Origin of the sequence: Aromatoleum evansii (genome assembly GCF_012910805.1) — a bacterium.
GTDB classification, from domain to species: Bacteria; Pseudomonadota; Gammaproteobacteria; order Burkholderiales; family Rhodocyclaceae; genus Aromatoleum; species Aromatoleum evansii.
The window spans coordinates 1-20574 of the sequence record NZ_WTVK01000067.1; the positions used below are offsets into that span (position 1 = coordinate 1).

Here is a 20574-nt window from a genome sequence, read left to right on the forward strand (position 1 = left end):
GCCGAACCCGGTGAATTCATCGCCCGCCGCGACGGCGCCCTCCTGCGCGCCACCACCGACGGCGCCGTCTGGATCGGCCACGTCAAACGCGCCGACCACGAGCACCCCTTCAAGCTCCCCGCGACCGTCGCCTTCGCCGCCGAATCGGCCGCGCTGCCCGAACTCGCCATCCCCCTGATGCGCGACGCGACCGACCCCCGTTGGAGCGAACTGCGCTACCGCGAAAGTCCCGACGGCACGATCGGCTTCCTTGCCTTCGACTTCTACAACGGTGCGATGGCGACCGACCAATGCCGCCGCCTCACCGCCGCGATCCGATTCGCGGCGACCCGCCCGACCCGCGTCCTCGTCCTCGAAGGCGGGCGCGACTTCTGGTCCAACGGCATCCACCTCAACCGCATCGAGGCCGCCGCTTCCCCCGCGGACGAATCCTGGGCCAACATCAACGCGATGGACGACGTCTGCCTCGCGCTGCTCACGCTCACCGACCGCCTCACGGTCGCCGCGCTGCGCGGCAACGCCGGGGCAGGGGGCTGCTTCCTCGCGCTCGCGGCGGATTACGTGTGGGCGCGCGACGGCATCGTGCTGAACCCGCACTACAAGAACATGGGCAATCTGTTCGGCTCGGAATACTGGACCTACCTGCTGCCGCGCCGCGTCGGCACGGAAGCCGGCCGCCGCATCATGGCCAACCGTCTGCCGCTGCTCGCGCGAGATGCGAAGCCCCTCGGCCTGGTCGACGCCACCTTCAGCCCCGACCTGCCCACCTTCGAGACCGAAATCGCCCGCCACGCCGCCGCGCTCGCGGCCGATCCCGCCCTCGCCGAGCGCATCGCCGCCAAGGCTTCCCGGCGCGCCGCCGACGAAGCCGACAAGCCGCTCTCCGCCTACCGCGACGAAGAACTCGCCGCGATGCGCCGCAACTTCTACGGCTTCGACCCCAGCTACCACGTCGCGCGCTACCATTTCGTGATGAAGAGCCCGCAATCCTGGACCCCGCGCCACCTCGCGCGCCACCGCGACCTCGGCTGGCGCGTGCCGGACGAGGCCGAAGCCGCATGACGAGCCGCCTCCCCGCCGGCGCCCTGCCGACCGTCCTCATCGTCGACGACGAAGTCCGCTCGCAGGAGGCCCTGCGCCGCACGCTCGACGAGGACTTCGAGGTCTTCACCGCGTCCTCGGCCGATGAAGCGCTCGCGATCCTAGAACGCGAGTGGATACAGATCGTGCTCTCCGACCAGCGCATGCCGGGCACCTCCGGCGTGCAGCTGCTGCGCCAGGTGCGCGAACGCTGGCCCGACGCCGTGCGCATCATCATCTCCGGCTACACCGATTCGGAAGACATCATCGCCAGCATCAACGACGGCGGCATCTACCAGTACCTGCTCAAGCCCTGGCAACCCGAACAGCTGCTGCTCATGCTGCGCGGCGCGGCCGAGATGCACCGTCTGCAGCGCGAGAACCAGCGCCTGTCGCTCGACCTCAAGGTCGCCAGCCCCGTGCTGCGCCAGCGCGTCGCCGGCAAGAAGGACACTGCGCGCCGCCGCTTCGGCGCCGACGCCCTGCTGCGCGCCCCCGACTCACCGATGAACGCCCTGTGCGCGCTCGTCGCCAAGGTCGCCGACTTCGACATCCCGGTGCTCCTCACCGGCGAATCCGGCACCGGCAAGGAGCTGCTGGCCCGCGCGCTGCACTACGGCAGCGGCCGCAGCGAGCAGACCTTCGTCGTCGAGAACTGCGGCGCCGTGCCCGACACCCTGCTCGAATCCGAACTCTTCGGCGCCCGCCGCGGCGCCTTCACCGGCGCGCACGAAGATCGCGAAGGCCTCTTCCGCCAGGCCGACAACGGCTCCATCCTGCTCGACGAGATCGGCGAAACGTCCGCCGCCTTCCAGGTGAAGCTGCTGCGCGTGCTGCAGGAAGGCGAAGTCCGCCCGGTCGGCGCTGTGCGCCCCGTCGCGGTGGATGTGCGCGTGATCGCCGCCACCAACCGCGACCTCGAAGCCGACGTGCGCGAAGGCCGCTTCCGCGAAGACCTCTACTACCGCCTCGCCGCGATCACCATCGCCGTGCCGCCGCTGCGCGAGCGCCGCATGGACATTCCGCTCATCGCCCAGCAATACGTCGACAGCGCCCGCCAATCCCTCGGCCGCGAGTTCGAGCCGCTCGGCACCGACGTCCTCGCCTGCCTGCAGGCCTACCGCTGGCCCGGCAACGTGCGCGAGCTGCGCAACGAAGTCCTGCGCATGATCGCGCTTTCCGACGGCCCCCGGCTTTCCGCCGCCCACCTCTCGCCGCGCGTGCTGCGCGCCGCCGAAGACCACCAGGAACCGGAACTCCAGCTCCTGGCCGGCCTCGACGGCGACCTCAAGACCCGCCTCGAAGCGCTGGAGGCCCGCATCGTCAAGGAAAGCCTGATCCGACACCGCTGGAACAAGACCCGCGCCGCGGCGGAACTCGGCCTGTCGCGCGTCGGCCTGCGCAGCAAGCTTGCGCGCTATGGCCTGGAGACGAATTGAGATGGGAGACGGACAACGCCGTCGTACCGGCGGCGGGTTGGCGGCATGCGTTTCGCTTTCCCGCACGGCCGAAACGGCATCTGGCGCGGGCCCGATTCCGTGGGAGCGGCTTCAGCCGCGAATGGGCGCCGATTCGCGGCTGAAGCCGCTCCCACAGGCATGTAACGCGGCCGAACACCCCCAGCCGGGCGCGGATTCGACGGAACAAAGAGCACGAAAACAGCCATGAACCTCCTCTGGCTCCAATCCGGCGGTTGCGGCGGCTGCACGATGTCCCTGTTGTGCCACGACTCGCGCGACCTCGTCGCCATGCTGCGCGACGCCGGCATCAAGCTCCTGTGGCACCCGGCGCTGTCCGAGCAAACCGGCGCCGAAGTCATCGAGATCCTGGAAAGCTGCGTCCGCGGCGAAACCGCCGTCGACCTCCTCTGCGTCGAAGGCTCCATGCTGCGCGGCCCGCAAGGCACCGGCCGCTTCCACATGCTCGCCGGCACCGGCCGCCCGATGATCGACTGGGTCCGGGACCTCGCCGCCCGCGCCAAACATGCCCTCGCGATCGGCAGTTGCGCCGCCTGGGGTGGCATCACCGCCGGCGGCATGAACCCGGCCGAAGCCTGCGGCCTGCAATACGACGGCGAAACCCGCGGCGGCCTGCTCGGTGCCGATTACCGCTCCGTCGCCGGCTGGCCGGTGATCAACGTCGCCGGTTGCCCGACCCACCCCGCGTGGGTCGTCGAGACACTGCTCGGCCTCGCGCTCGGCGAACTCGGCCCCGACGGCCTCGACGCCCTCGGCCGTCCGCGCTTCTACGCCGACCACCTCGTGCACCACGGCTGCAGCCGCAACGAGTTCTACGAGTTCAAGGCCAGCGCCGAGAAGGCCTCCGACCTCGGCTGCCTGATGGAAAACCTCGGCTGCATGGGCACCCAGGCCCATGCCGACTGCAACGTGCGGCCGTGGAACGGCGGCGGCTCCTGCATCACCGGCGGCTACGCCTGCATTGCCTGCACCGAACCCGGCTTCGAGGAACCCGGCCACCCCTTCGCGACCACGCCCAAGGTCGCCGGCATCCCCATCGGCCTGCCCTCCGACATGCCCAAGGCCTGGTTCGTCGCGCTCGCCGCGCTGTCGAAGTCCGCGACGCCGAAGCGCGTGCGCGACAACGCGCGCGTCGACCATCCGGTCGTCGCACCGGCGCTGCGCAAGGCGAGGCCGAAATGACTCGCCTCATCGTCGGCCCCTTCAACCGCGTCGAAGGCGACCTCGAAGTCACCCTCGACGTGCAGGACGGCCGCGTCGCCGCCGCGCACGTGAATTCCCCGCTGTTCCGCGGCTTCGAGCAGATCCTGCTCGGCAAGGACCCGCGCGACGCGCTCGTCTTCGTGCCGCGCATCTGCGGCATCTGCTCGGTGTCGCAGTCGGCCGCCGCCGCCCGCGCGCTCGGCGACGCGATGGGCCTCGCGCCGCCGCCCAACGGCGAACTCGCCGCGAACCTGATCCTCGCGAACGAGAACCTCGCCGACCACTTCACCCACTTCTACCTCTTCTTCATGCCGGACTTCGCGCGCGACGCCTACGCCGGCCGGCCGTGGTTCGACGCCGCGCGCGCGCGCTTCAAGGCCGTCGAAGGCTCGGCCACCGCCGATGCCTTGCCCGCGCGCGCCGCCTTCCTGCAGATCCTCGGCCTCCTCGCCGGCAAATGGCCGCACAGCCTCACGCTGCAGCCCGGCGGCTCCGCGCGCGCGATCGGCGCCTCGGAGAAGATCCGCGTGCACGCCCTGCTGCGCCAGTTCCGCGGCTGGCTCGAACGCCGGCTCTTCGGAGACAGCCTCGAAGCCATCGCCGCGCTCGACTCGATCGCCGCGCTGGAGGCCTGGAAAGCCGCCCGCGCCCCGGCGTCCAGCGACTTCCGCCTCTTCCTCGAGATCGCCGACGCCCTCGCGCTCGATCGCCTCGGCCGCGCCACCGACCGCTTCCTCAGCTACGGCAACTACCCGCTCGCCGGCTCCCCGCTCTTCGCGCGCGGCGTGTGGCACGCGCCCGGCGCGACGCTCGCCCCGGTCGCTCACACCGACGTCGCCGAAGACGCGAGCCACGCCTGGATGGCCGATGCGCACGCGCTCCACCCCTGGCAGGGGGACACCCGCGTCGACATCGAACGCGCCGGTGCCTACAGCTGGTGCAAGGCGCCGCGCCTCAAGGGCGCAGTGGTCGAATGCGGAGCGCTTGCGCGCCAGGTCGTCGACGGCCATCCGCTGATCCGCGAACTCGTCGCCACGAGCGGCGGCAACGTCGCCAACCGCGTCGTCGCGCGCCTGCTGGAATTCGCCCGCGTCGTGCCGGCGATGGAAAGCTGGATCCGCGCGATCGAACCCGGGGAAGCCTTCTGCCACCACGGCCCGCTGCCCGACGAAGCGCAGGGCGTCGGCCTCGTCGAAGCCGCGCGCGGCGCGCTGGGCCACTGGCTGGTGATCCGCCAGGGCCGCATCGCCAACTACCAGGTCGTCGCCCCGACCACGTGGAACTTCTCGCCGCGCGACGCCGACGGCACGCCAGGCGCGCTCGAACAGGCCCTCGTCGGCACCCCGGTAGCGGAGGGCGAGGCCGTCCCGCTGGCGGTGCAGCACGTCGTCCGCTCCTTCGACCCCTGCATGGTGTGCACCGTGCACTGAAAACCATGAGCGAGCAGCCGCCCCCCGACAAGACCCCCGGCCACACCGGCCACCCCGGCGAGCTGATCGCCGTGGACGAGGACATGTGGATGGACGTCATCCACAAGATGGACGAGGTCTACTCCGACCTGCTGCAGTACGAAGTCGCCCTCGAAGAGAAGAACGCCAAGCTCGAGGAATCGCAGCAGTTCATCCTGTCGGTGCTGACCTCGATGTCCGACATCATGGTCGTGTGCGATCGCAACGGCCGCATCGAGGACGTCAATCGCTCGCTCGTCGACTTCTGCGGCCGCGACGCCGGCGAGCTGCGCGGCCGGCCGATCCACGACCTCTTCGCCGAGGACGTCCCGCACGACCGCGCCCGCGAACTCCTCGGCAGCTTTGGCCAGCAGGCCGTGCACGACTGCGAACTGCCGCTGCGCGCGGCCGACGGCAGCGCCGTGCCGGTGTCGCTCAATTGCACGCCGCGCTTCAGCGCCGTCGGCAAGTCGCTCGGCATGGTCATCACCGGCCGCCCGGTCGGGGAACTGCGCAAGGCCTACCACGCGCTGCGCCAGGCCCACGAAGACTTGAAGCGCACGCAGCAGCAGCTCCTGCATTCCGAGAAGATGGCCTCGCTCGGGCGCCTGGTCGCCGGCGTCGCACACGAACTCAACAACCCCATCAGCTTCGTGCTCGGCAACGTGCATGCGCTGAAGCGCTACGCCGAACGGCTGGAACGCTACCTCGCCGCCGTACATGCCGGCGAGCCGCCCGCAGCGCTCGCGGAATTGCGCGCGGAACTGCGCATCGACCGCATCGTCGCCGACCTACCGCCGCTGATCGAAGGCACCATCGAAGGCGCCGAGCGCACGCGCGACATCGTCGACGGCCTCAAGCGCTTCTCCGCGATCGACCGCGACGAGAACCGCCCCTTCGACCTGCGCGACGTCGTCGAGCGCGCCGTGCGCTGGGTGTGCAAGGCCGCGCGCGACAACTTCCGTGTCGACGTCGACCTGCCCGACGAACTCCCGCTCACCGGCTCATCCGGGCAGATGCAGCAGGTCGTCATGAACCTCGTGCAGAACGCCTGCGACGCCACCGCCGGCCGCGCCGATCCGCGCCTCGACATCCGCGCCGAACGCAGCGACGGCCGCGTGCGCGTCCTCTTCCACGACAACGGCCCGGGCCTCGCGGCCGAGATCCTCGACCGCATCTTCGACCCCTTCTTCACCACCAAGCCGGTCGGCATGGGCACGGGGCTGGGCCTGGCGATCAGCTACGGCATCGTCGAGCGCCACGGCGGGCGGCTGTCGGCGGCCAACCACCCTGACGGCGGCGCCTTGTTCACCGTCGAGCTGCCGCTCGCCGGCACCTGACGCCGCGCCTCAGGCGCGAAAGCGGCACACCAGCTCGCGCAGCTCGGCCGACGTTTCGCCCAAGGTTCCGACCACGGTGGCCGACTCCTTCGCCGAGATGTGGTTGCCCTCCGCCATGCGCGCGATCTGCTCGACGTTCTGGGCGATGCCCTGGCTGGCGATGCGCTGTTCCTGCACGGCCTGTGCGATGTCATCGACGCCGGCCGCGGCGTGGGTCACGGATCCGTCCGCACCGCCGAGGCTATCCACGACACTGTCCACGCAGGCATGGCTCTTCTCCAGCGCCAGCAGGCAGTTGCGGATCGCGCCCTCCACTTCGGACGAGCGTTCGCCCAGGCTGGCCGTGACTTCGTCGATCTGCACCGCCGAATGCGACGATCGCTCGGCCAGCTTGCGCACCTCGTCCGCCACCACCGCGAAGCCGCGTCCGTGTTCGCCCGCCCGCGCGGCCTCGATGGCCGCGTTAAGGGCCAGCAGGTTGGTCTGGTCGGCGATCTCCCGCACCTGACGCGTCATGGTCGTGATGACGGAGGTGCTCTCGATGAAGGCGGCTGCGGAGCTCGCGATGTTGCGCACCCCTTGCTCGATCGCGCTCACTTCCGCGATCAGGCGGTCGAGGTTCTCGCGGCTCTGCTCCGTGCGGTCGCGGGCGCCCTGCGAAAGTGTGCGCACTTCTTCCGCGCTGGCGGCGACCGCCGCAATGCTGACCGACAGCTCCTCGATGGTGGCCGCCGCGGTTTCCGAGGCGTTGCTCTGCGAGAAGGCGCGCTTCTCCGTTTCGCTTGCCGATGCGGCGAGCTCCCTGGCCGCGGTGTCGAGGCTTTCGGCGTTGCGGCTGACGTCCTTCACGATCTGCTGCAAGGTGTTCATGAAGGCGTTGAAGGCCGTCGCGCTGCCGGCGATCTCGTCATTGCCTTCGGTGGGCAGCCGCTTGCGCACATCCGCTTCGCCCGATGCGAGATCCGCCATGAAGGTCTGCAAACTGCGCAAGCGCTGGCTGATGCTGCGCACGGTGAGGATGCTCATGAGCAACAGCAGGGGCAGGGCCACGGCCAGCGCCCCGATCGCCAGGCGCTTCTGCCCCGCTGCGGCCGCGACCGCCTCGTCGCGCGAGCGCTTGGTCTGTTCCACGAGGTGGTCGCTGACCTTCTCCAGCGCAGCCTCGAGCTCGGTGAACTGCTTGTCGAATTCGCCCTTCTTCTCGAAGGCCGCCTCCCTCTGCTCCAGCGCCATCGCCACCAGCGCTTCGGCGCCGCGCGTGTAGGTCTCGAGCGCCGGCCGGGCGTCGGCGATGGATGCCTTGATCGCGGGCGCGATCGGCAGTTCGGCCAGCGCGCCGACGTTGGCCGTGATCGCCGCCGCGTGCTCCCTGACGTCGGCCAGCGCCTGCTTGTGCCCGTCCGCGTCTTCGCGCAGGCCGGCGAGGAGTGCCGCCTGCACGTCGCTGTTGATCGCATCGTGGAACATGTCCGTCTCGACGTGGTGGCGGATGGCTTCCGCGTAGGTCGCGGAGAGGTCATTCGCGTCGGTCAGACGGACGATCGCGTTGTAGCCGATCAATCCGACCCCCAGAGTGACAAGGACGGCGACAAAGGCGGTGCCGAAGACCTTCTGCCGGATGGTGAGGGTCATGGTGGAGCTCCTGATCTGCGTGAAGCGGCGAAAGGAACGGCTGGTTTGCCGCCGCTTTCAATGGTGGTTGAACGGTAACGGATTGTAACGGTGGGCTTCGCGGAAAACTTTAGGGTGGGTGAGCAAACCGCGGCGAATCGGCGCTTGACTGCGATTGCCAGTGTGAATGCCGACCGAGAACCAGCGAAACCGCCGAGCGACCAAGCGATGCACTTCTGGTTGGGCCGCTATCGCGTGACCTTCCCGCGGAGTCCGCGAGGGGGAGCAGACCTTACCCTGCAAGCGAAGCAGGAAAAGCCGCCTGTGCACCTTCGCGGTTTCCGGCAGAGGGGCAGCAAACGCCGGGTCTTGGGTGCGTCACGAGCGTTCGAGCCAGTCCGCACGTTCGCTCAGGCGCCGCATCCATTCGGGAGCAAGGCCAGCCGCGGCGGCAATGGCGCGCAGCGCGGCCGGCTCAGGCCGATGCGCCTGGGTCGCACCGATGAAGGCGGCGACGCTCAGCGCCGGGTTAGGGCGCTCGACCAGTTCGAAGACCTCGCCCGCCGCGATCGTGCCGGCTTCGCGCACGCGGTAGTACCAGCCGGTGATCCCCTCCTGCGCGACGAACAGCGAGGCGCCCTCGCTATCGAGACGGTGGTCGATCTTCCAGCATGGTCGGCGCGGCTGGCTCAGCTGGACAAGGGCGGTGCCGATGCGGAAAAGGTCGCCAATGCACACCGACTCTTCCGTCCAGCCCCGCGTCGACAGGTTCTCGCCGAGCACGCCCGCCTGCAACAGCGCGGCGCGTTCGGGGTAGCGCAGCGCCAGGCGCGCGTAATGCTCGGCGGGATAGTGGTGCAGCGCCTTCTCCGCGCCGCCGTGGTAGCGCCGGTCGGCCTGGCGGTCGCCGGCGAGGCCCTCGGCCGTGACGGCGACGGGACCGTCGACCGGCTGCTTGAACATGCCCGTCAGCTGGCCTTCGGGCGGCAGCGGGCGCAACGCGCCGACGAATACGTGGTCGATCAGGGTGTGCATCGCGCCATGCTACTGCACGGATCACTCGGTGGGCGCGAATCCGTAGTAAGAGCCGTAGGCGGACGGGGCCGGTGCGTAGGCGGCAACCTTGATTGCGTCCGCCAGTGTGACCTGGTTGGTGAAGCCGTCGACACCGCCTTCCTCGCCGCTCCAACGCTCCTCGACCTCCTTCTCGGTCAGGCCGTCGAGATCGAGGTTGCGGTCGAAACGCTCGGAGCGGTATTCGAAAGCCGTGTCATGGGCGATGAACAAGGTGTGCGCGCAGGCGGTAATGCGCGTCTCGTCAGCCGGGTCGGCCCCCATGACACGCGTGCCGCAGAACGGGCAATGCACGGGGGTGTAGTAATAGGTCCTGAGTTCGGTTCGCTGGATGGGGCTTAGCATGGTGTGCTCCTTGTCGTGATGAAACGGCGGGTCCCGGCCGCTGCGGCCACGCCGAAATGAAGTGCACGGGCAGACACGCCGCGTGCGGGGAGGGACCAAGCCGTTACTTGATGATGCCGGGCAGAGCCTCTGGGTGAGGCGAGATCAAGAAGGCGAACTGAGAAGGGGGAATTGACGCCGCAGAACTGCGGACATTAGACCAACAAGACAGCAACACTACTGGAAATCGCGCCGTGTACGATACGCGCCGTGGGCGCCTATGGCAATCTAAATATTTGAAAACATAAGATAACCTCAGGTGTGGCCGGGCCCGCGCCGCGCGCCGACCGCTGCACGCCGAACTCTCCCCAGATACCGTTCGCCTTGACCGTGCGGCGTTCCAGTCCGCTCATGAGATCCATGGGTGGCCGTCCGGAGTGGTGTCCGATGCGTCGTGCGGGTGCTGCGAAAAGCGAAATGGCAAACCGACCACGATTGCCATTCCGAATCAATACCGCCCGAGGCACTCGGTGAAGTACTTGTCGCGGAGCGCCCGTGCCTTCTCGCGCCGCGACCGCGCATCGTCGCCCCGTCTCCTGAGCTCGATCTCATACTTCTGTTGCTGCGGGACCAGGGGCTTCTCAAGCTGTTCGGCGCGCTTGATGTAGTCCGCGCATCGGGCCTCGAGGCTCGGTTCCGGCGGTTCCCGGGCCTCACGTTTGCGGCGGGCTTCCTGCTCCAATTCGGCGTCGCGCTCCTGGTCCTCGCGCGCCTCCTCCAACTGCCGCAAGCGTTGTCGTTCAGCGGCAGCGCGCTCCTCGGCATCCTGTTCGTCCCGAACCGACGGGCGACCGGTCTCGATGTGGAGTGGGCGCGGGCTATGTGTGCCGGCGCAGGGCGAATCCTGATAGATGACCTTGCCGTCGGCCAGGACGCACTTGAACACCTCGCCGGTAGCGGGCAGGGGGACTGCCCACGCGAGGGTCGTGAGGACGAGGGGGCGCAGCAATGCCTTCATCGCAGCTTCCGCGGATGACTGGTTGGTCGCGTTGACCGTCCATTGTGCGCGTTCTTTCGTTCAGAGCAAGGCGCCCGATACATGCCGGGACATCTTTGTCGCCCGACCCGCACGCGGCATGAGCCCAGGGCCGCCCTTGCATGGCCGCGTCCGGGCGTCTAGTTGGCGAAAGCGGCGCAACGCCACCATTGCAGCAAGCCGTCATGAGCACGATCGTCATGCTCGACAGCGCGAAGTCCCCGGACTGCGCCAATCACAGGATCACCGACACCGAATTGATCGAGAGAAGCCGGCGACCAAAGCAGTACGTGGAACATTGGACGCTCGATCGATGCGGGCAAGCGATACGCTACCGCGTGAACTTCATGCCGAGCCCGCGAGGTGGAACGGACTCTACCGTGCAAGCGGAATAGGCAAAGCGCGTCTGCGCGCAGCCCGCCGTGGCCGGCAGGGCGGCCTGCAACGCCGGGTTTCTGCCGTCGCAGGGCTTCGGAATAAACTCGCGCGTCGACCTGTTCAGCTCATACGCAGGCATCTTCGTCCGCGTTGTCCCCGAGGAGATCCCCATGAAAAAGTTCGTCATCCTGGCCCTCGCCGCGCTGTTCTCCGGCAGCGCCCTGGCCATGCATTGCCCCGCCGACATGAAGAAGATCGACGCCGCCCTCGCCGCCAGCCCCAAGCTGAGCGAAGCGCAAATGAGTGAAGTCAAGCAGCTGCGTGCCGACGGCGAAGCCCAGCACAAGGCCGGCAAGCATCAGGAATCCGTCGACACCCTGGGCAAGGCGATGAAGATTCTCGGCATCTGAGCTGAGCGAGTACGGGGTGGGTCCTGGTCGCCGTGAAGGCGGGAGGGCGCCAGAGACAAGACCCGCCCCGCGCAATCCGGCTGCCGGCAGTTCGACAGAAAGCACCACAGGGGTTCATGGTACGACCCCGATCCTTGACCTATCTTATCTAGGGGAGGTTGGTCAAAAAGCGCAGGCCCTCCGGACGCCGGATCGCACCGGTTGCGGCGACGCGCTGCGCGGCAGCGATGGAGGTCATCATGAGCTCAGCCAACGACTATGGGATCCACTACTGGTGCGTGAAGGGCGACGGCGACGCGGTCTACGTCTATGCCGACAGGCTGGAGATCACTCCCTGTGGCGCACTCGTCGCATTGGGCGGGTACCGCAAGGAGGGCACCCATGCCGAGCACGAGCAACAGCTGTGGGCCGCGGCGCCCGGCCAGTGGAAGACGTTCTTCGCGGCCAGTATCGTCGACAGAAGACCGGTCGCGGTGGACGTGCCGGCATGAAGCGCAGGCCGAAAAGAAGCGACAGCCGACCATTCCCGTTCCAGGCTCGAAGACAGTGAGGACAGTAGCCGCGTCCCTGTTCCTCATGTTGGCCGCGACCGCCCACGCGGCGGACATCTGGGGCTCCTCCCGGCTCGATGTTCTGTGCGCCGAGTTCCCGGTCGTGTCGCGCGACGCCTTGCAGCTGGCCCTCGGCGGGCACTTCGACGCCGTGGTGCAGCGCGAAGGCGTCGACCCGGCGCGTGTGCATCAGGTCGATCCGGCCGGGCTGGCGCCGGTCCTGCAGCGTGCCGCCGCCCTCGGCGTGGGGCCGCTCGACCTGTTTTCCGACCCGCAGTTTGCCGCAGACGGCCCCTGTGTCCTGTTCCTCGACGAGACGACACTGGCGGCGGTCGACCGGCAGTTCGACATCCACGGCCTGTGGATGGTGCGCGCGACGGTCGCGGGCGAGCCCGACGCACCGCTCGCGATGCGCTACATGCTGCTCGGGCGGGGGCGGCTCATCGTCGGCTATCCGCGCCACGCGACCGTGCAGGTGGCGGACTACCCGATCTTCACCGGGCGCTACGACTACCAGCCCTACATGGCGCTGGACATCGTCGCCACGCCCGAGCGGCGCGCGCACGTCGGTCTGCGCACCCTGCACGAACCGTCCGGCGTCTTCCAGCCCTTCGTCGGACCGCTCGGCGCGGCGATCCGCGAGTTCGAACTCAGTGGCGACGGGATCCTCGTGCGTTACCGCGTGCTGGGCGGGGTCGAACGCGAGATGAAGGTCCGGCACCCGCCGATATCGCTGCGCTAGCGCACCCCCTCGGGCGGCAGCACCTCGAGCTTGCCGACGGTTTCCGTCGCCTGGCCGGCCGCGTCGGTGACGCGCAGGACCGCTTCCAGCGCGGTCGGCGACTTCACGGCCGGCGCCTTCGTGTCGGTGACGATCCAGCCCCCTTCCTTGACCGCCTGCTGTTCGGCCAGCGTCCGTTCGCCCAGCGTGAGGCGGTAGCGATAAGGCGGGATGCCGCCGATGACCGCAGCGGTGATCCGCACATCCTCCCCTGCGCGTGCCGGCGCCGGGCTCAGCATGATTGGCGTCAGGCGGGGCAGGGCGGCCGACTCGGCGCGGCTTCCGATCTGCGATTCCGATCCGAAGTAGAAGCCGACGATGGTCCCGAACACGCCCAGCAGCAGCGACAGCACTTCCTTGCCGCGCTGGAAGCGCTTCTCGATCTCCTCGGACGTGCCGCTCGACAGCGCGGACACCACCAGTACCACCGCTGTGCCGATCGTCACGACGGCGAAGAGATAGGTGATCAGCCCGCGCGCGAACTCCAGCCGCGCCATGCTGCCCAGCACCCCGCTGTCGATGCCGAAGATCGCCGCGCCGATCAGCGCGAACACGCCGAAGATGATGATCAGCGGGATCAGCACCACCGGATTGAGCAGGCCGGTGAACGCGCTCTTCTTCTCGGGTTCCATGTGCGACCTCCTGCGCTCGAAGCTCGACGGACGCCGCGCGCGGCGCCTAGAACGTGAACTGCACCACGGCCAGCACCATCCCCGCACTCGCGGGGCACAGCACCACGCGGTCTCCGCACTTCAACCGGCCCCGGGCCGCGGCATGCCGGATCGCGGCAGGGATCGACGCGGATACGAGATTGCCATATTCACGGAAGGAGTCCAGATAAACTTTGCCCGGATCTATGCCCCATGTCGCGGCGACGCGCGGATAAGGGCCGGCCGCCGCGCTGTGCGGGAACCAGATGTCCGGCTGCGCGACGTCCGCCACGCACTCGCCGATCAGCTCCCCGAGTCCGCCCACCGCCACCTCGAACAGGCGCGTGCCGAAGGACACGAAGCGGTGCTCCCCCTCCGTGCAGGGCGTGGCGTCCGGCGCACAGAAATCGCGATGCCCCGGCAGGGGAATCGCGCACAGCCCCGCCCACTGCGGCAGCGCGCGGAAACGGAAGGACCACGGATCGTCCGAGTGCGACACGATGGTCGCGGTCGCCGCCTCGCCGATCGTGAAGGCCGCGAACGCATGGTTCAGCGCTTCCGGCGCGGGAATACGCAGGATCTCCGGGTAGCCGCACTCGTAGGCGTTGAATTCCGCATTCACGATCAGGATGTGACGGTAGCCGCCCCCCGCCAGATACTTCGACGCGATCTCCAGCGCCCGCACCCAGCTCATGCACGCGTCGAGCACGTCGAAGCAGGGACAGGCAAGCCCCATCGCATCGGCGAAGAAATACGCGTTCGCCGGCTCCAGGAACCCACGCCCGACGCCGCAGTAGATCAGGAGGTCGATCTCGTCGCGCGCGAGCGCCGCCTGCGCCAGCGCCTCGTCCACCGCCTTGCGCGCGAGCCCCAGCGCCGTTTCCCCTGCCGCCCGGTCGCGCAGGTAGCGCGTCTGCGATCCCGTTCGGCCGAGCAGGTAGGCCACCTCCCGCTCGTAGCGCGCAACGCGCTCCCGCGGCTGGTCGGCGTTGTGCGCCGCGATGCCGGCGAGGATGTCGTCGTTGTCGACCCGCAGCGACGGGATCTGCGCGGAGAGGGAGAGGATCTTCATGAGGGTACGGCATCGAGGCGCGCCCGAGCGTGGGCGGCCACAGGCTAGCAAGGCGTGATGGGCGGTGCAACCTGGCGCCCGCCGCTCGCCGGGACCGACGCGGACCGAAGGCAGGCGTCAGGCTATCGAAGCCGGCTCCACAAGTGCACGAATCGCCCCGAGGTTCCCGGAGGTCGCTGTGTTCGAGTCAGGCGGCCATGACCTGCCCGGAAAGACAGCGGCAGTAGTCTGCCTCAGCTTCGGCGGGCGGGACACGTATAGAGGACAGACCACATTTCCCAGTCGTTCCTTGCGGTGTGGGCGTCGCATTTCCTATGCTTGGATGAGGCTCACCTTCGCGCGCCGGGGATGCCCCACGCCGTGGCGCAATCGAGGGGCCGAGCGATCCTCCCGGGACCATGCCATGAAGTTCAGCACGTCCACCCTTCCCGCCTTGCCGAGGCGAAGCAATCGGCGCCGAATGCGCCTGCTGCATCTCGCGGCAATGGTGCTGGGCGCCCATCTTGCAGTGCCGACGATGGCGATGGAGGGCAAGTTCAACCACCGCGATCCGCTCGGTCTCGCCAAGAAGCGGGAAGCCCGCGACCTGCCGCTTAACATCGAGGTGGCGCCCGGCGACTGGGGCAAGGCGTCGACGCAGGACATCCAGGTCTTCCTCGACGCCGTCGCCCGCGAGTTTCTCGCCGCGGTCGATTCGCCCCGCGCCGGCGAGCTCACGATTCGCGTCGTCCCGCGCGCCGGATCGCCGAAGGTGCTGTATGAGCAGCGAAGCGACGGCGAATACGTGATTCAACTGACCGCGCGCGACGAGCGCTGGTATCAATACGCCTACCAGTTCGCCCATGAGCTGTGCCATGTGTTCACCAACTTCGATCACAAGGCGCAGAGCGCCGAACGGGTGGCGGAGCACAACCAGTGGTTCGAGGAGTCGTTGTGCGAGACCGCGTCGCTCTTCGTCCTTCAGCAGCTGGCGGTGAAATGGGCGAGCAGTGCGCCGACGAAGAACTGGCTCGGCTACGATCAGGCGCTGGCCGGCTACGCCCGCCGCCTGCTGTCGGAGCGCCACCGCTACCTCGCCGCCGACCAGTCGTTCCCGGCGTGGTTCGCGGCCCGCCAGGCATCCTTGCAGAGCAATCCCTACGCACGGGAGGACAACGAACTGGTGGCGACCACCTTGCTCCCGCTCTTCGAGGCCCACCCCGAGTACTGGCAGGCGATCAAGTACCTCAACCCGGACAAGGCCAGCGCCGGCAAGCCGTTCGCCGATTACCTGCATGACTGGCTGGCCGCGAGCCCGGACAAACGGCTGCCCCGCGAAATCCTCGCCCTCTTCGGCCTCGCCGGCGAGGCGTCGCCGACCGTTGCAGAACGCGGCGGCAAGGCGAGCACGACACAGGAAACCGCGGGCGCGCAACCGTCCGCCAGGGTTGCCGGCGGTCCGGCGGGGCCCCGCGGAGATCGGTAGCAGCGACCGACGAGCCGCTCGGCAAGGCCCCCTCGCGGCCCGGCTCCTTGAGCTTACTGGTCCTGCCTTTCCTGGATGATGTGGTTGATGGCTTCGACGTAGTCGTTGAACCAGCGCGAACCCGTATCGGGCATCCGGAATCCCGAAATGTAGCCCTCGAAACCGCTCAACGGCCCATTCGGACCGGCCGCGCCGTACGGTTCGGTGCCCTCGCGCAATGCAATGTCCTGGTTGAGCCGTTCGACGTAGTAATTGAACCAGCCGGAACCCGTGTCGGCGTTTCCGGCCATGAGAGTCTCAACCATCCTGTTGAACGCGGCGTCGGAGCCGCTCTCGAAAGTGGCCGCACCCACCGGTGCCGCCAGGAGAGCCGCGCATCCCGCCACGAGCAGCGAAATCTGCTTGATCTTCATTTTCCGCCTCCTGGGTGGTGCTGCAACGGACTCGAGCGCTCTGAGTTCCATCCGGCAGCGCACACGCAGTTTCCTGTCCCGGGAGATGAACGAAGCGCGGCGGCTGCACCACTCGTTCCGTAAATGCAGTCTAGGCCGGGGGATACCGGACTTCAACGCGACGCCGGGCGATATGGGCGCTGCGTGGGCGGCGCGCGCTTTGCAAAAACCGGGGACAGACCACGCCATCGATCCTTGCGAAGGAAAATAGCGATGGGGGACCATGGTCTGTCCCCGATTCCTCCGCTTCATGGGGGATTAGCGCAGCTACTTGAGCTTCCTGTCCTCGCGCTTCGCTTCCGCCATGGCTTCGGGTTCGAGTTCCTCCGCGTAGCGATTCATGCGTATGAATACCCCCCAACCGGCAAGCAGGCCTCCGGCGGCGAGCACGATGGAAGCTGCATACACCATGTGCGACGCATCCTCGCTCGCAGCCTTGAACGTTGCGACAAGGCCTTCAATGACCAAAGCGACGACCACGACAACGAGGAATCTCGAGAGGAAGCGTCGTACGCGCGTCGGTCCGCTGATGTGCGCGTCGCGAACGACCTCCTCTTCCGCGATGGTCTGTGCGATCTGCAGTGCCACGACTGCCACCGTCAGCAGCCCGATCGCTTCGATGATCTGCTGAGCACTACCGCGGTCCAATCCGCCCGCAAACGCCAGCCAGCCAACCTTGGCGGCGATGACGATGAGCATCAGTGCTGCACAGGCAAAGAGAATTGCCATGACGCCGTGGAAGATCGAGAACGTCCGCAGTAGAGCTTTCATCAGCTGGTCATCGGTAGAGATGCAAACGGTTGTGCAGCCGGACGAATGAATTCGACTTCCCCTGATCCCGCGGCAGCGATCTGGTGCGGAACGTACTCAGTGTGGATGGGGGCGGCAGGGATGGCAAGGTGCTGCTTCGGCGTGGTGCGGGGGAGAATTGGGGACAGATCACTTCGTTCCGCGGGCTGAACGATTCGTACGGCTTCCTTCTCATGCGGCGAACGTATGTGCGGCGGACTTCCGTCTCCCCACCTGCCACGAATCGGGAAATCGTGGTCAGTCCCCGATTTACGGTTCCTATCTTTTGTTTCAATCGCGCAGTCGCATGGAACGGGGCGCTGGTTATGATCGGCGATCTTCAATTCGCAATAGATGGATATGCAATCAATGAGCCCGCCATTGCCCATGCGGGCGCAGTTACGCTCCCGTTTTCCGGCCATCGCACTGATTGCGGCGGCGTCGGCGGTCCCGATCGGGATCGTGCTGCTGTTGCGGGTGTGGAAAGGGGTGCCGATCCATTTGCTGACGTCGGACGTGACGAGCATCGCCGGCGTGCCGGCCTACACCGGCTTCCTCTCGCAACTGGGGATCTTCGTCTGGGCCGGTGCGGCGGCCATCTGCTTTTTCTGCGCGCGACTGCTCGCGGCGCGATCAGACGCACAGGAGGAGCGACGCTTCCTGCTCGTGTCGGGGCTGCTGACGGTGGTGCTCGCCTTCGACGATCTGTTCCTGCTGCACGAGGAATTCTTCCCGTCCCTCGGCATTCCGGAGAAGGGCGTGTTCGTGGCCTACGCGGCCTTCGTGCTGTTCCACCTGGTCAGTTTCCGGCGCCTGATCCTGCGGACCGACTACATCCTGCTCGCCATCGCGTTCGCCGCGTTCGCGGTCTCGGTCGGTCTCGATCTCGCCAATCCGGCGGGAATCAACCCATACCTCTACGAGGACAGCGCCAAGTTCGTGGGGGTCGTGAGCTGGCTTGGATATTTCTTCCGTGCAGGTTCGGGGGCGTTGTCGGGCGTGCCGGGCTCGGTCACGCGTGAGGGTGCGCCCCGTGGCGCGTCGCAGGTTGCGTAACCGGACACGGGGAAATCGTGGTCTGTCCCCTATTTCCCAAGATCAAGCCAGTAGCATGGCTCGCAGCGGCGAACTGAGAACGAGAAACGCTAGAACGTTCACGATAACAGTGACCCAGAATTTGGCACGGAATGTGGCCTTATTGGATTTGTGGCGGACGACCTGTTGGGCGACGATTGCACCGGGCCAACCACCAATAAGCCCCAGTCCCAGCAAAGTGTCTTCACTGACACGCCAGCGGTCGGCAGTCGCCGCCCGCTTATCTGCGGCGTACACGACGTAGCACACCACACTCGTTCCGAGATAGAGACCAGCGACCCAGCCCGGTACTTTCCAGAAATACGCGACGATGGTAAAGAGAACGAAAAACGCGGGAATTGCGAACAGCGTTGCCGTGCCCCATTGCGCAGGATTGTCATTTCGCACTCGGACACTCTGGCGTCTGGCTCTGACTACCTCGACACGCTTTGCGCGTTTTTTCCCATCTGGAGTCATTTCAACTTCAAATGTCACGCGCTGACCAACCTCGGGTCGGCCGGACCGTGAGACAAAGGCCTTGATGTGTACGAAGATCTCCTGACCTCCGTGCAGCGGTTCGATGAAACCAAAGCCTCGATCATCGTTCCAGGTCTTTACAGTGCCGTCGATTCGCATGATGACTAGTTCAGCTCCAACGACGGTGTAGAAAAACCCGATTTCCGGGCAAGCGATCGATGTCGGCGATAGCCGACGATGACTTGTTCGTCATGTTGCGGTCCGGGTCAGCCTGATTCCGTCATACGATCGGTTTCCGTCGTTCGCACGCTGTCGCCCTGTATGTGGAGCGGCATGCTGCCGTGGCGTGCCGCCCTCATTGCGCATACCCGTGGTGCGCCAGCTTCTCGATGTTGTGCATGAGGCAGTAGAGCTTCCATTGCCCGTCGACCTTGCATCGGCCGCGCAAGGTGAAGCGATGGAGCCGCTTGTTGTTTCTCAGATTGCCGAAGACCGGCTCGACGGTGGCAAAGCGCGCGGTGATCATGCGCTTGCCCGTGTCGGTGTCGATCCGCCGTTTCATCCGCTCGGTGTGGCTCTCTTCACCGGCGCGCTTGCCCTGGAAGAAGGCGACCTGGCGCGTCTTGGTCTTATTGGGGGTGCGCAGACACTGGTCGCGCAGCACGCACGGCACGCAGTCGCGCTCGGCGCCGCGAAACTTCATCGCCGCGTAGCCGTTGAAGGTGCAGTTCGAGCCGTTCGAGTACAGCTTCTTGCCAGCCGGGCAGAGGCAGTGAGAGCGGTCGTCGGCCAGCGTGAAATCGGCAGGCCGGAAGCAGCGCGTCTTCCCGTCCACCTTCCGCTTGTCCCACAGCGGATCGGGCTTCGCCTTGTGACTCGCTTGCCCGGCATAACGGGCGTCTCGGCTGCGGTAATCGTTGTCGCAGATGTAGGCGTCGATCCCGCTGTCGGCCAGCGCCTTCAGGTTCGCTTCCGAGTGGTAGCCCGCGTCGGCACAGATCGTCGTCTCGGGCGTGCGGAACGGCCCGGTCGCCTCGACCACTGGCAGGAGCAGTTCCTGCTCGGAGCCCGTGCCGTGCGCCTGGGCGTCGACGACGATCTGGCTCTTCGCATCGACTGCGGCCACCCCGGTGTAGCCTTGGATCACGCCTTTGCCGGTCGCCATCTTGGCCGACTCATTGTCGGTGCGATTGCTCAGCCGCGGTTTGCCTTTGGCGCTGCGCCGCTCGTCGGGATGCGCGTCCAGCCAGGCGCGGATCTTCGCCGCCTCGGTCTTGAGGCGCGCGACGGTGCGTGCGGCGCGCGCGGCCTCGGGGTCTTCGCCGTTCATGTCGGCCGTGGCGTGGCTGGCCATGATGCGCTTGACCGCCGTCTCCATCTTGTCGGCCTCGCGCAGGAAGTCCGCACGGGTACCGCTCCTGGCCTTGCTTGCGTTGGCCGGCAGCTTCACCCCATCGATGGCGAAGAGTTCGCGTCCGATCAATCCTTGCCGATCGCAAATCATCAGCACCCGGGCAAAGATCCGGGCCGCTTCGTCACCAAGCTCGGCGACGAAGCCGGCGATCGTCGTGAAGTGCGGTGCGCTGTCGCCCGAAACCGCCATGAACAGCACGTTGTCGCGGCAGGCTGCGGCGATGGCACGCGAACTCACCAACCCGCGCGAGTACCCGAGCAGCACGATTTTCAGCAGCACGGCCGGGGAGAACGCTGGCGCGCCCGTCGTCTCATTGCGGTAGCGCGCGTGTAGTCCGGAAAGATCGATCTCGTGGTCGACCAGATGACAGAGTGCGTGCTCGAAACTCCCCGCAATCACCTGCCGGTCGAAGTCCACCGGGATCATTTTGAGACCATAGTCGGGTGTCTTGAAGCGGGGCATCGCGG

At 67.2% G+C, this 20574-nt stretch carries 21 protein-coding genes; 11 read left to right on the forward strand and 10 right to left on the reverse strand.

The features are described 5' to 3' along the window. From GO615_RS23555 to GO615_RS23575, 5 genes are all read left to right on the forward strand, one after another. On the forward strand, positions 1-1062 hold a 1062-nt coding region (locus tag GO615_RS23555), incomplete at its 5' end, for an enoyl-CoA hydratase-related protein (protein WP_246262434.1). After that, positions 1059-2519: a sigma-54-dependent transcriptional regulator gene (locus GO615_RS23560; RefSeq protein ID WP_169132321.1), complete on the forward strand. Its 1461-nt coding sequence runs from the start codon at positions 1059-1061 to the stop codon at positions 2517-2519. The genes GO615_RS23555 and GO615_RS23560, both read left to right, overlap by 4 nt. A 225-nt stretch (positions 2520-2744) precedes the next feature. Further along, positions 2745-3740, forward strand: a complete 996-nt coding sequence (locus GO615_RS23565; RefSeq protein WP_169132322.1) for an NADH-quinone oxidoreductase subunit B family protein — start codon at positions 2745-2747, stop codon at positions 3738-3740. Further along, positions 3737-5191 carry a nickel-dependent hydrogenase large subunit gene (locus GO615_RS23570; RefSeq protein WP_169132323.1) on the forward strand — a complete coding sequence of 485 codons (1455 nt, stop codon included), beginning with the start codon at positions 3737-3739 and terminating at the stop codon, positions 5189-5191. The genes GO615_RS23565 and GO615_RS23570 overlap by 4 nt, the downstream gene beginning before the upstream one ends. Positions 5192-5196: 5 nt before the next feature. Next, entirely contained in the window at positions 5197-6549 is a 1353-nt protein-coding gene (locus GO615_RS23575; RefSeq protein WP_169132324.1) for a sensor histidine kinase, read from the forward strand. Between the two features lie 9 nt (positions 6550-6558). On the opposite strand, the gene GO615_RS23580 is transcribed toward GO615_RS23575, so the two are convergent. The 4 genes from GO615_RS23580 to GO615_RS23595 form a co-directional block, all read right to left on the reverse strand. Continuing rightward, positions 6559-8181, reverse strand: coding sequence for a methyl-accepting chemotaxis protein (locus tag GO615_RS23580; protein WP_169132325.1), 1623 nt, complete (start codon positions 8179-8181; stop codon positions 6559-6561). 357 nt (positions 8182-8538) lie between these two features. Continuing rightward, a complete protein-coding gene (locus GO615_RS23585) occupies positions 8539-9195 on the reverse strand; it encodes an MOSC domain-containing protein (protein WP_169132326.1) in 657 nt (218 codons plus the stop codon). Between the two features lie 21 nt (positions 9196-9216). Then, positions 9217-9579: a hypothetical protein gene (locus GO615_RS23590; protein WP_169132327.1), complete on the reverse strand. Its 363-nt coding sequence runs from the start codon at positions 9577-9579 to the stop codon at positions 9217-9219. A gap of 487 nt (positions 9580-10066) precedes the next feature. Next, positions 10067-10576: a DUF4124 domain-containing protein gene (locus GO615_RS23595; RefSeq protein WP_169132328.1), complete on the reverse strand. Its 510-nt coding sequence runs from the start codon at positions 10574-10576 to the stop codon at positions 10067-10069. A 203-nt stretch (positions 10577-10779) separates the two neighbouring features. Between GO615_RS23595 and GO615_RS23600 the strand changes: the two genes are divergently transcribed. The 4 genes from GO615_RS23600 to GO615_RS23615 all read left to right on the forward strand — a co-directional run bounded on the left by GO615_RS23600 (position 10780) and on the right by GO615_RS23615 (position 12675). Then, positions 10780-10989 (forward strand): hypothetical protein, encoded by a 210-nt coding sequence (locus GO615_RS23600; RefSeq protein WP_169132329.1) that lies wholly within the window; start codon positions 10780-10782, stop codon positions 10987-10989. Positions 10990-11142: 153 nt separating this feature from the next. Next, positions 11143-11382: a PA2433 domain-containing protein gene (locus tag GO615_RS23605; RefSeq protein ID WP_169132330.1), complete on the forward strand. Its 240-nt coding sequence runs from the start codon at positions 11143-11145 to the stop codon at positions 11380-11382. A 239-nt stretch (positions 11383-11621) separates the two neighbouring features. Beyond that, positions 11622-11873, forward strand: a complete 252-nt coding sequence (locus GO615_RS23610; protein WP_169132331.1) for a hypothetical protein — start codon at positions 11622-11624, stop codon at positions 11871-11873. Between the two features lie 55 nt (positions 11874-11928). Beyond that, complete coding sequence (locus GO615_RS23615; protein WP_169132332.1) at positions 11929-12675, forward strand: hypothetical protein; 747 nt, start codon at positions 11929-11931, stop codon at positions 12673-12675. On the opposite strand, the gene GO615_RS23620 is transcribed toward GO615_RS23615, so the two are convergent. Beyond that, the gene (locus GO615_RS23620) at positions 12672-13346 is read right to left on the reverse strand and encodes a hypothetical protein (protein WP_169132333.1); all 675 of its coding nucleotides are present in this window, start codon (positions 13344-13346) and stop codon (positions 12672-12674) included. The two genes, GO615_RS23615 and GO615_RS23620, sit on opposite strands and share 4 nt — an antisense overlap. Positions 13347-13392: 46 nt before the next feature. Further along, positions 13393-14436: a 3-oxoacyl-ACP synthase III family protein gene (locus GO615_RS23625; RefSeq protein ID WP_169132334.1), complete on the reverse strand. Its 1044-nt coding sequence runs from the start codon at positions 14434-14436 to the stop codon at positions 13393-13395. 460 nt (positions 14437-14896) lie between these two features. Between GO615_RS23625 and GO615_RS23630 the strand changes: the two genes are divergently transcribed. After that, positions 14897-15901, forward strand: a complete 1005-nt coding sequence (locus GO615_RS23630) for a hypothetical protein (protein ID WP_169132335.1) — start codon at positions 14897-14899, stop codon at positions 15899-15901. 53 nt (positions 15902-15954) lie between these two features. On the opposite strand, the gene GO615_RS23635 is transcribed toward GO615_RS23630, so the two are convergent. Both GO615_RS23635 and GO615_RS23640 read right to left on the reverse strand, forming a co-directional pair. Next, positions 15955-16314, reverse strand: a complete 360-nt coding sequence (locus GO615_RS23635; RefSeq protein WP_169132336.1) for a hypothetical protein — start codon at positions 16312-16314, stop codon at positions 15955-15957. A gap of 306 nt (positions 16315-16620) precedes the next feature. Next, complete coding sequence (locus GO615_RS23640) at positions 16621-17124, reverse strand: hypothetical protein (RefSeq protein WP_169132337.1); 504 nt, start codon at positions 17122-17124, stop codon at positions 16621-16623. A gap of 405 nt (positions 17125-17529) precedes the next feature. Here GO615_RS23640 and GO615_RS23645 point away from each other — a divergent pair, with 405 nt between their 5' ends. Beyond that, positions 17530-18198 (forward strand): DUF8692 domain-containing protein, encoded by a 669-nt coding sequence (locus GO615_RS23645; protein ID WP_169132343.1) that lies wholly within the window; start codon positions 17530-17532, stop codon positions 18196-18198. Between the two features lie 42 nt (positions 18199-18240). Here GO615_RS23645 and GO615_RS23650 read toward each other — a convergent pair whose 3' ends face one another. Continuing rightward, positions 18241-18852 (reverse strand): cold shock and DUF1294 domain-containing protein, encoded by a 612-nt coding sequence (locus GO615_RS23650; RefSeq protein WP_169132338.1) that lies wholly within the window; start codon positions 18850-18852, stop codon positions 18241-18243. Between the two features lie 196 nt (positions 18853-19048). Beyond that, entirely contained in the window at positions 19049-20569 is a 1521-nt protein-coding gene (locus GO615_RS23655) for an IS1182 family transposase (protein WP_169132339.1), read from the reverse strand. Between the last annotated feature and the right edge of the window lie 5 nt (positions 20570-20574).

Coding starts and splice junctions, on each gene's coding strand:
- GO615_RS23560 (WP_169132321.1), top strand. CDS start 1,059: ATGACGAGCCGCCTCCCCGCCGGCGCCCTGCCGACCGTCCTCATCGTC.
- GO615_RS23565 (WP_169132322.1), top strand. CDS start 2,745: ATGAACCTCCTCTGGCTCCAATCCGGCGGTTGCGGCGGCTGCACGATG.
- GO615_RS23570 (WP_169132323.1), top strand. CDS start 3,737: ATGACTCGCCTCATCGTCGGCCCCTTCAACCGCGTCGAAGGCGACCTC.
- GO615_RS23575 (WP_169132324.1), top strand. CDS start 5,197: ATGAGCGAGCAGCCGCCCCCCGACAAGACCCCCGGCCACACCGGCCAC.
- GO615_RS23580 (WP_169132325.1), bottom strand. CDS start 8,181: ATGACCCTCACCATCCGGCAGAAGGTCTTCGGCACCGCCTTTGTCGCC.
- GO615_RS23585 (WP_169132326.1), bottom strand. CDS start 9,195: ATGCACACCCTGATCGACCACGTATTCGTCGGCGCGTTGCGCCCGCTG.
- GO615_RS23590 (WP_169132327.1), bottom strand. CDS start 9,579: ATGCTAAGCCCCATCCAGCGAACCGAACTCAGGACCTATTACTACACC.
- GO615_RS23595 (WP_169132328.1), bottom strand. CDS start 10,576: ATGAAGGCATTGCTGCGCCCCCTCGTCCTCACGACCCTCGCGTGGGCA.
- GO615_RS23600 (WP_169132329.1), top strand. CDS start 10,780: ATGAGCACGATCGTCATGCTCGACAGCGCGAAGTCCCCGGACTGCGCC.
- GO615_RS23605 (WP_169132330.1), top strand. CDS start 11,143: ATGAAAAAGTTCGTCATCCTGGCCCTCGCCGCGCTGTTCTCCGGCAGC.
- GO615_RS23610 (WP_169132331.1), top strand. CDS start 11,622: ATGAGCTCAGCCAACGACTATGGGATCCACTACTGGTGCGTGAAGGGC.
- GO615_RS23620 (WP_169132333.1), bottom strand. CDS start 13,346: ATGGAACCCGAGAAGAAGAGCGCGTTCACCGGCCTGCTCAATCCGGTG.
- GO615_RS23625 (WP_169132334.1), bottom strand. CDS start 14,436: ATGAAGATCCTCTCCCTCTCCGCGCAGATCCCGTCGCTGCGGGTCGAC.
- GO615_RS23630 (WP_169132335.1), top strand. CDS start 14,897: ATGCGCCTGCTGCATCTCGCGGCAATGGTGCTGGGCGCCCATCTTGCA.
- GO615_RS23635 (WP_169132336.1), bottom strand. CDS start 16,314: ATGAAGATCAAGCAGATTTCGCTGCTCGTGGCGGGATGCGCGGCTCTC.
- GO615_RS23640 (WP_169132337.1), bottom strand. CDS start 17,124: ATGAAAGCTCTACTGCGGACGTTCTCGATCTTCCACGGCGTCATGGCA.
- GO615_RS23645 (WP_169132343.1), top strand. CDS start 17,530: ATGCGGGCGCAGTTACGCTCCCGTTTTCCGGCCATCGCACTGATTGCG.
- GO615_RS23650 (WP_169132338.1), bottom strand. CDS start 18,852: ATGCGAATCGACGGCACTGTAAAGACCTGGAACGATGATCGAGGCTTT.
- GO615_RS23655 (WP_169132339.1), bottom strand. CDS start 20,569: ATGCCCCGCTTCAAGACACCCGACTATGGTCTCAAAATGATCCCGGTG.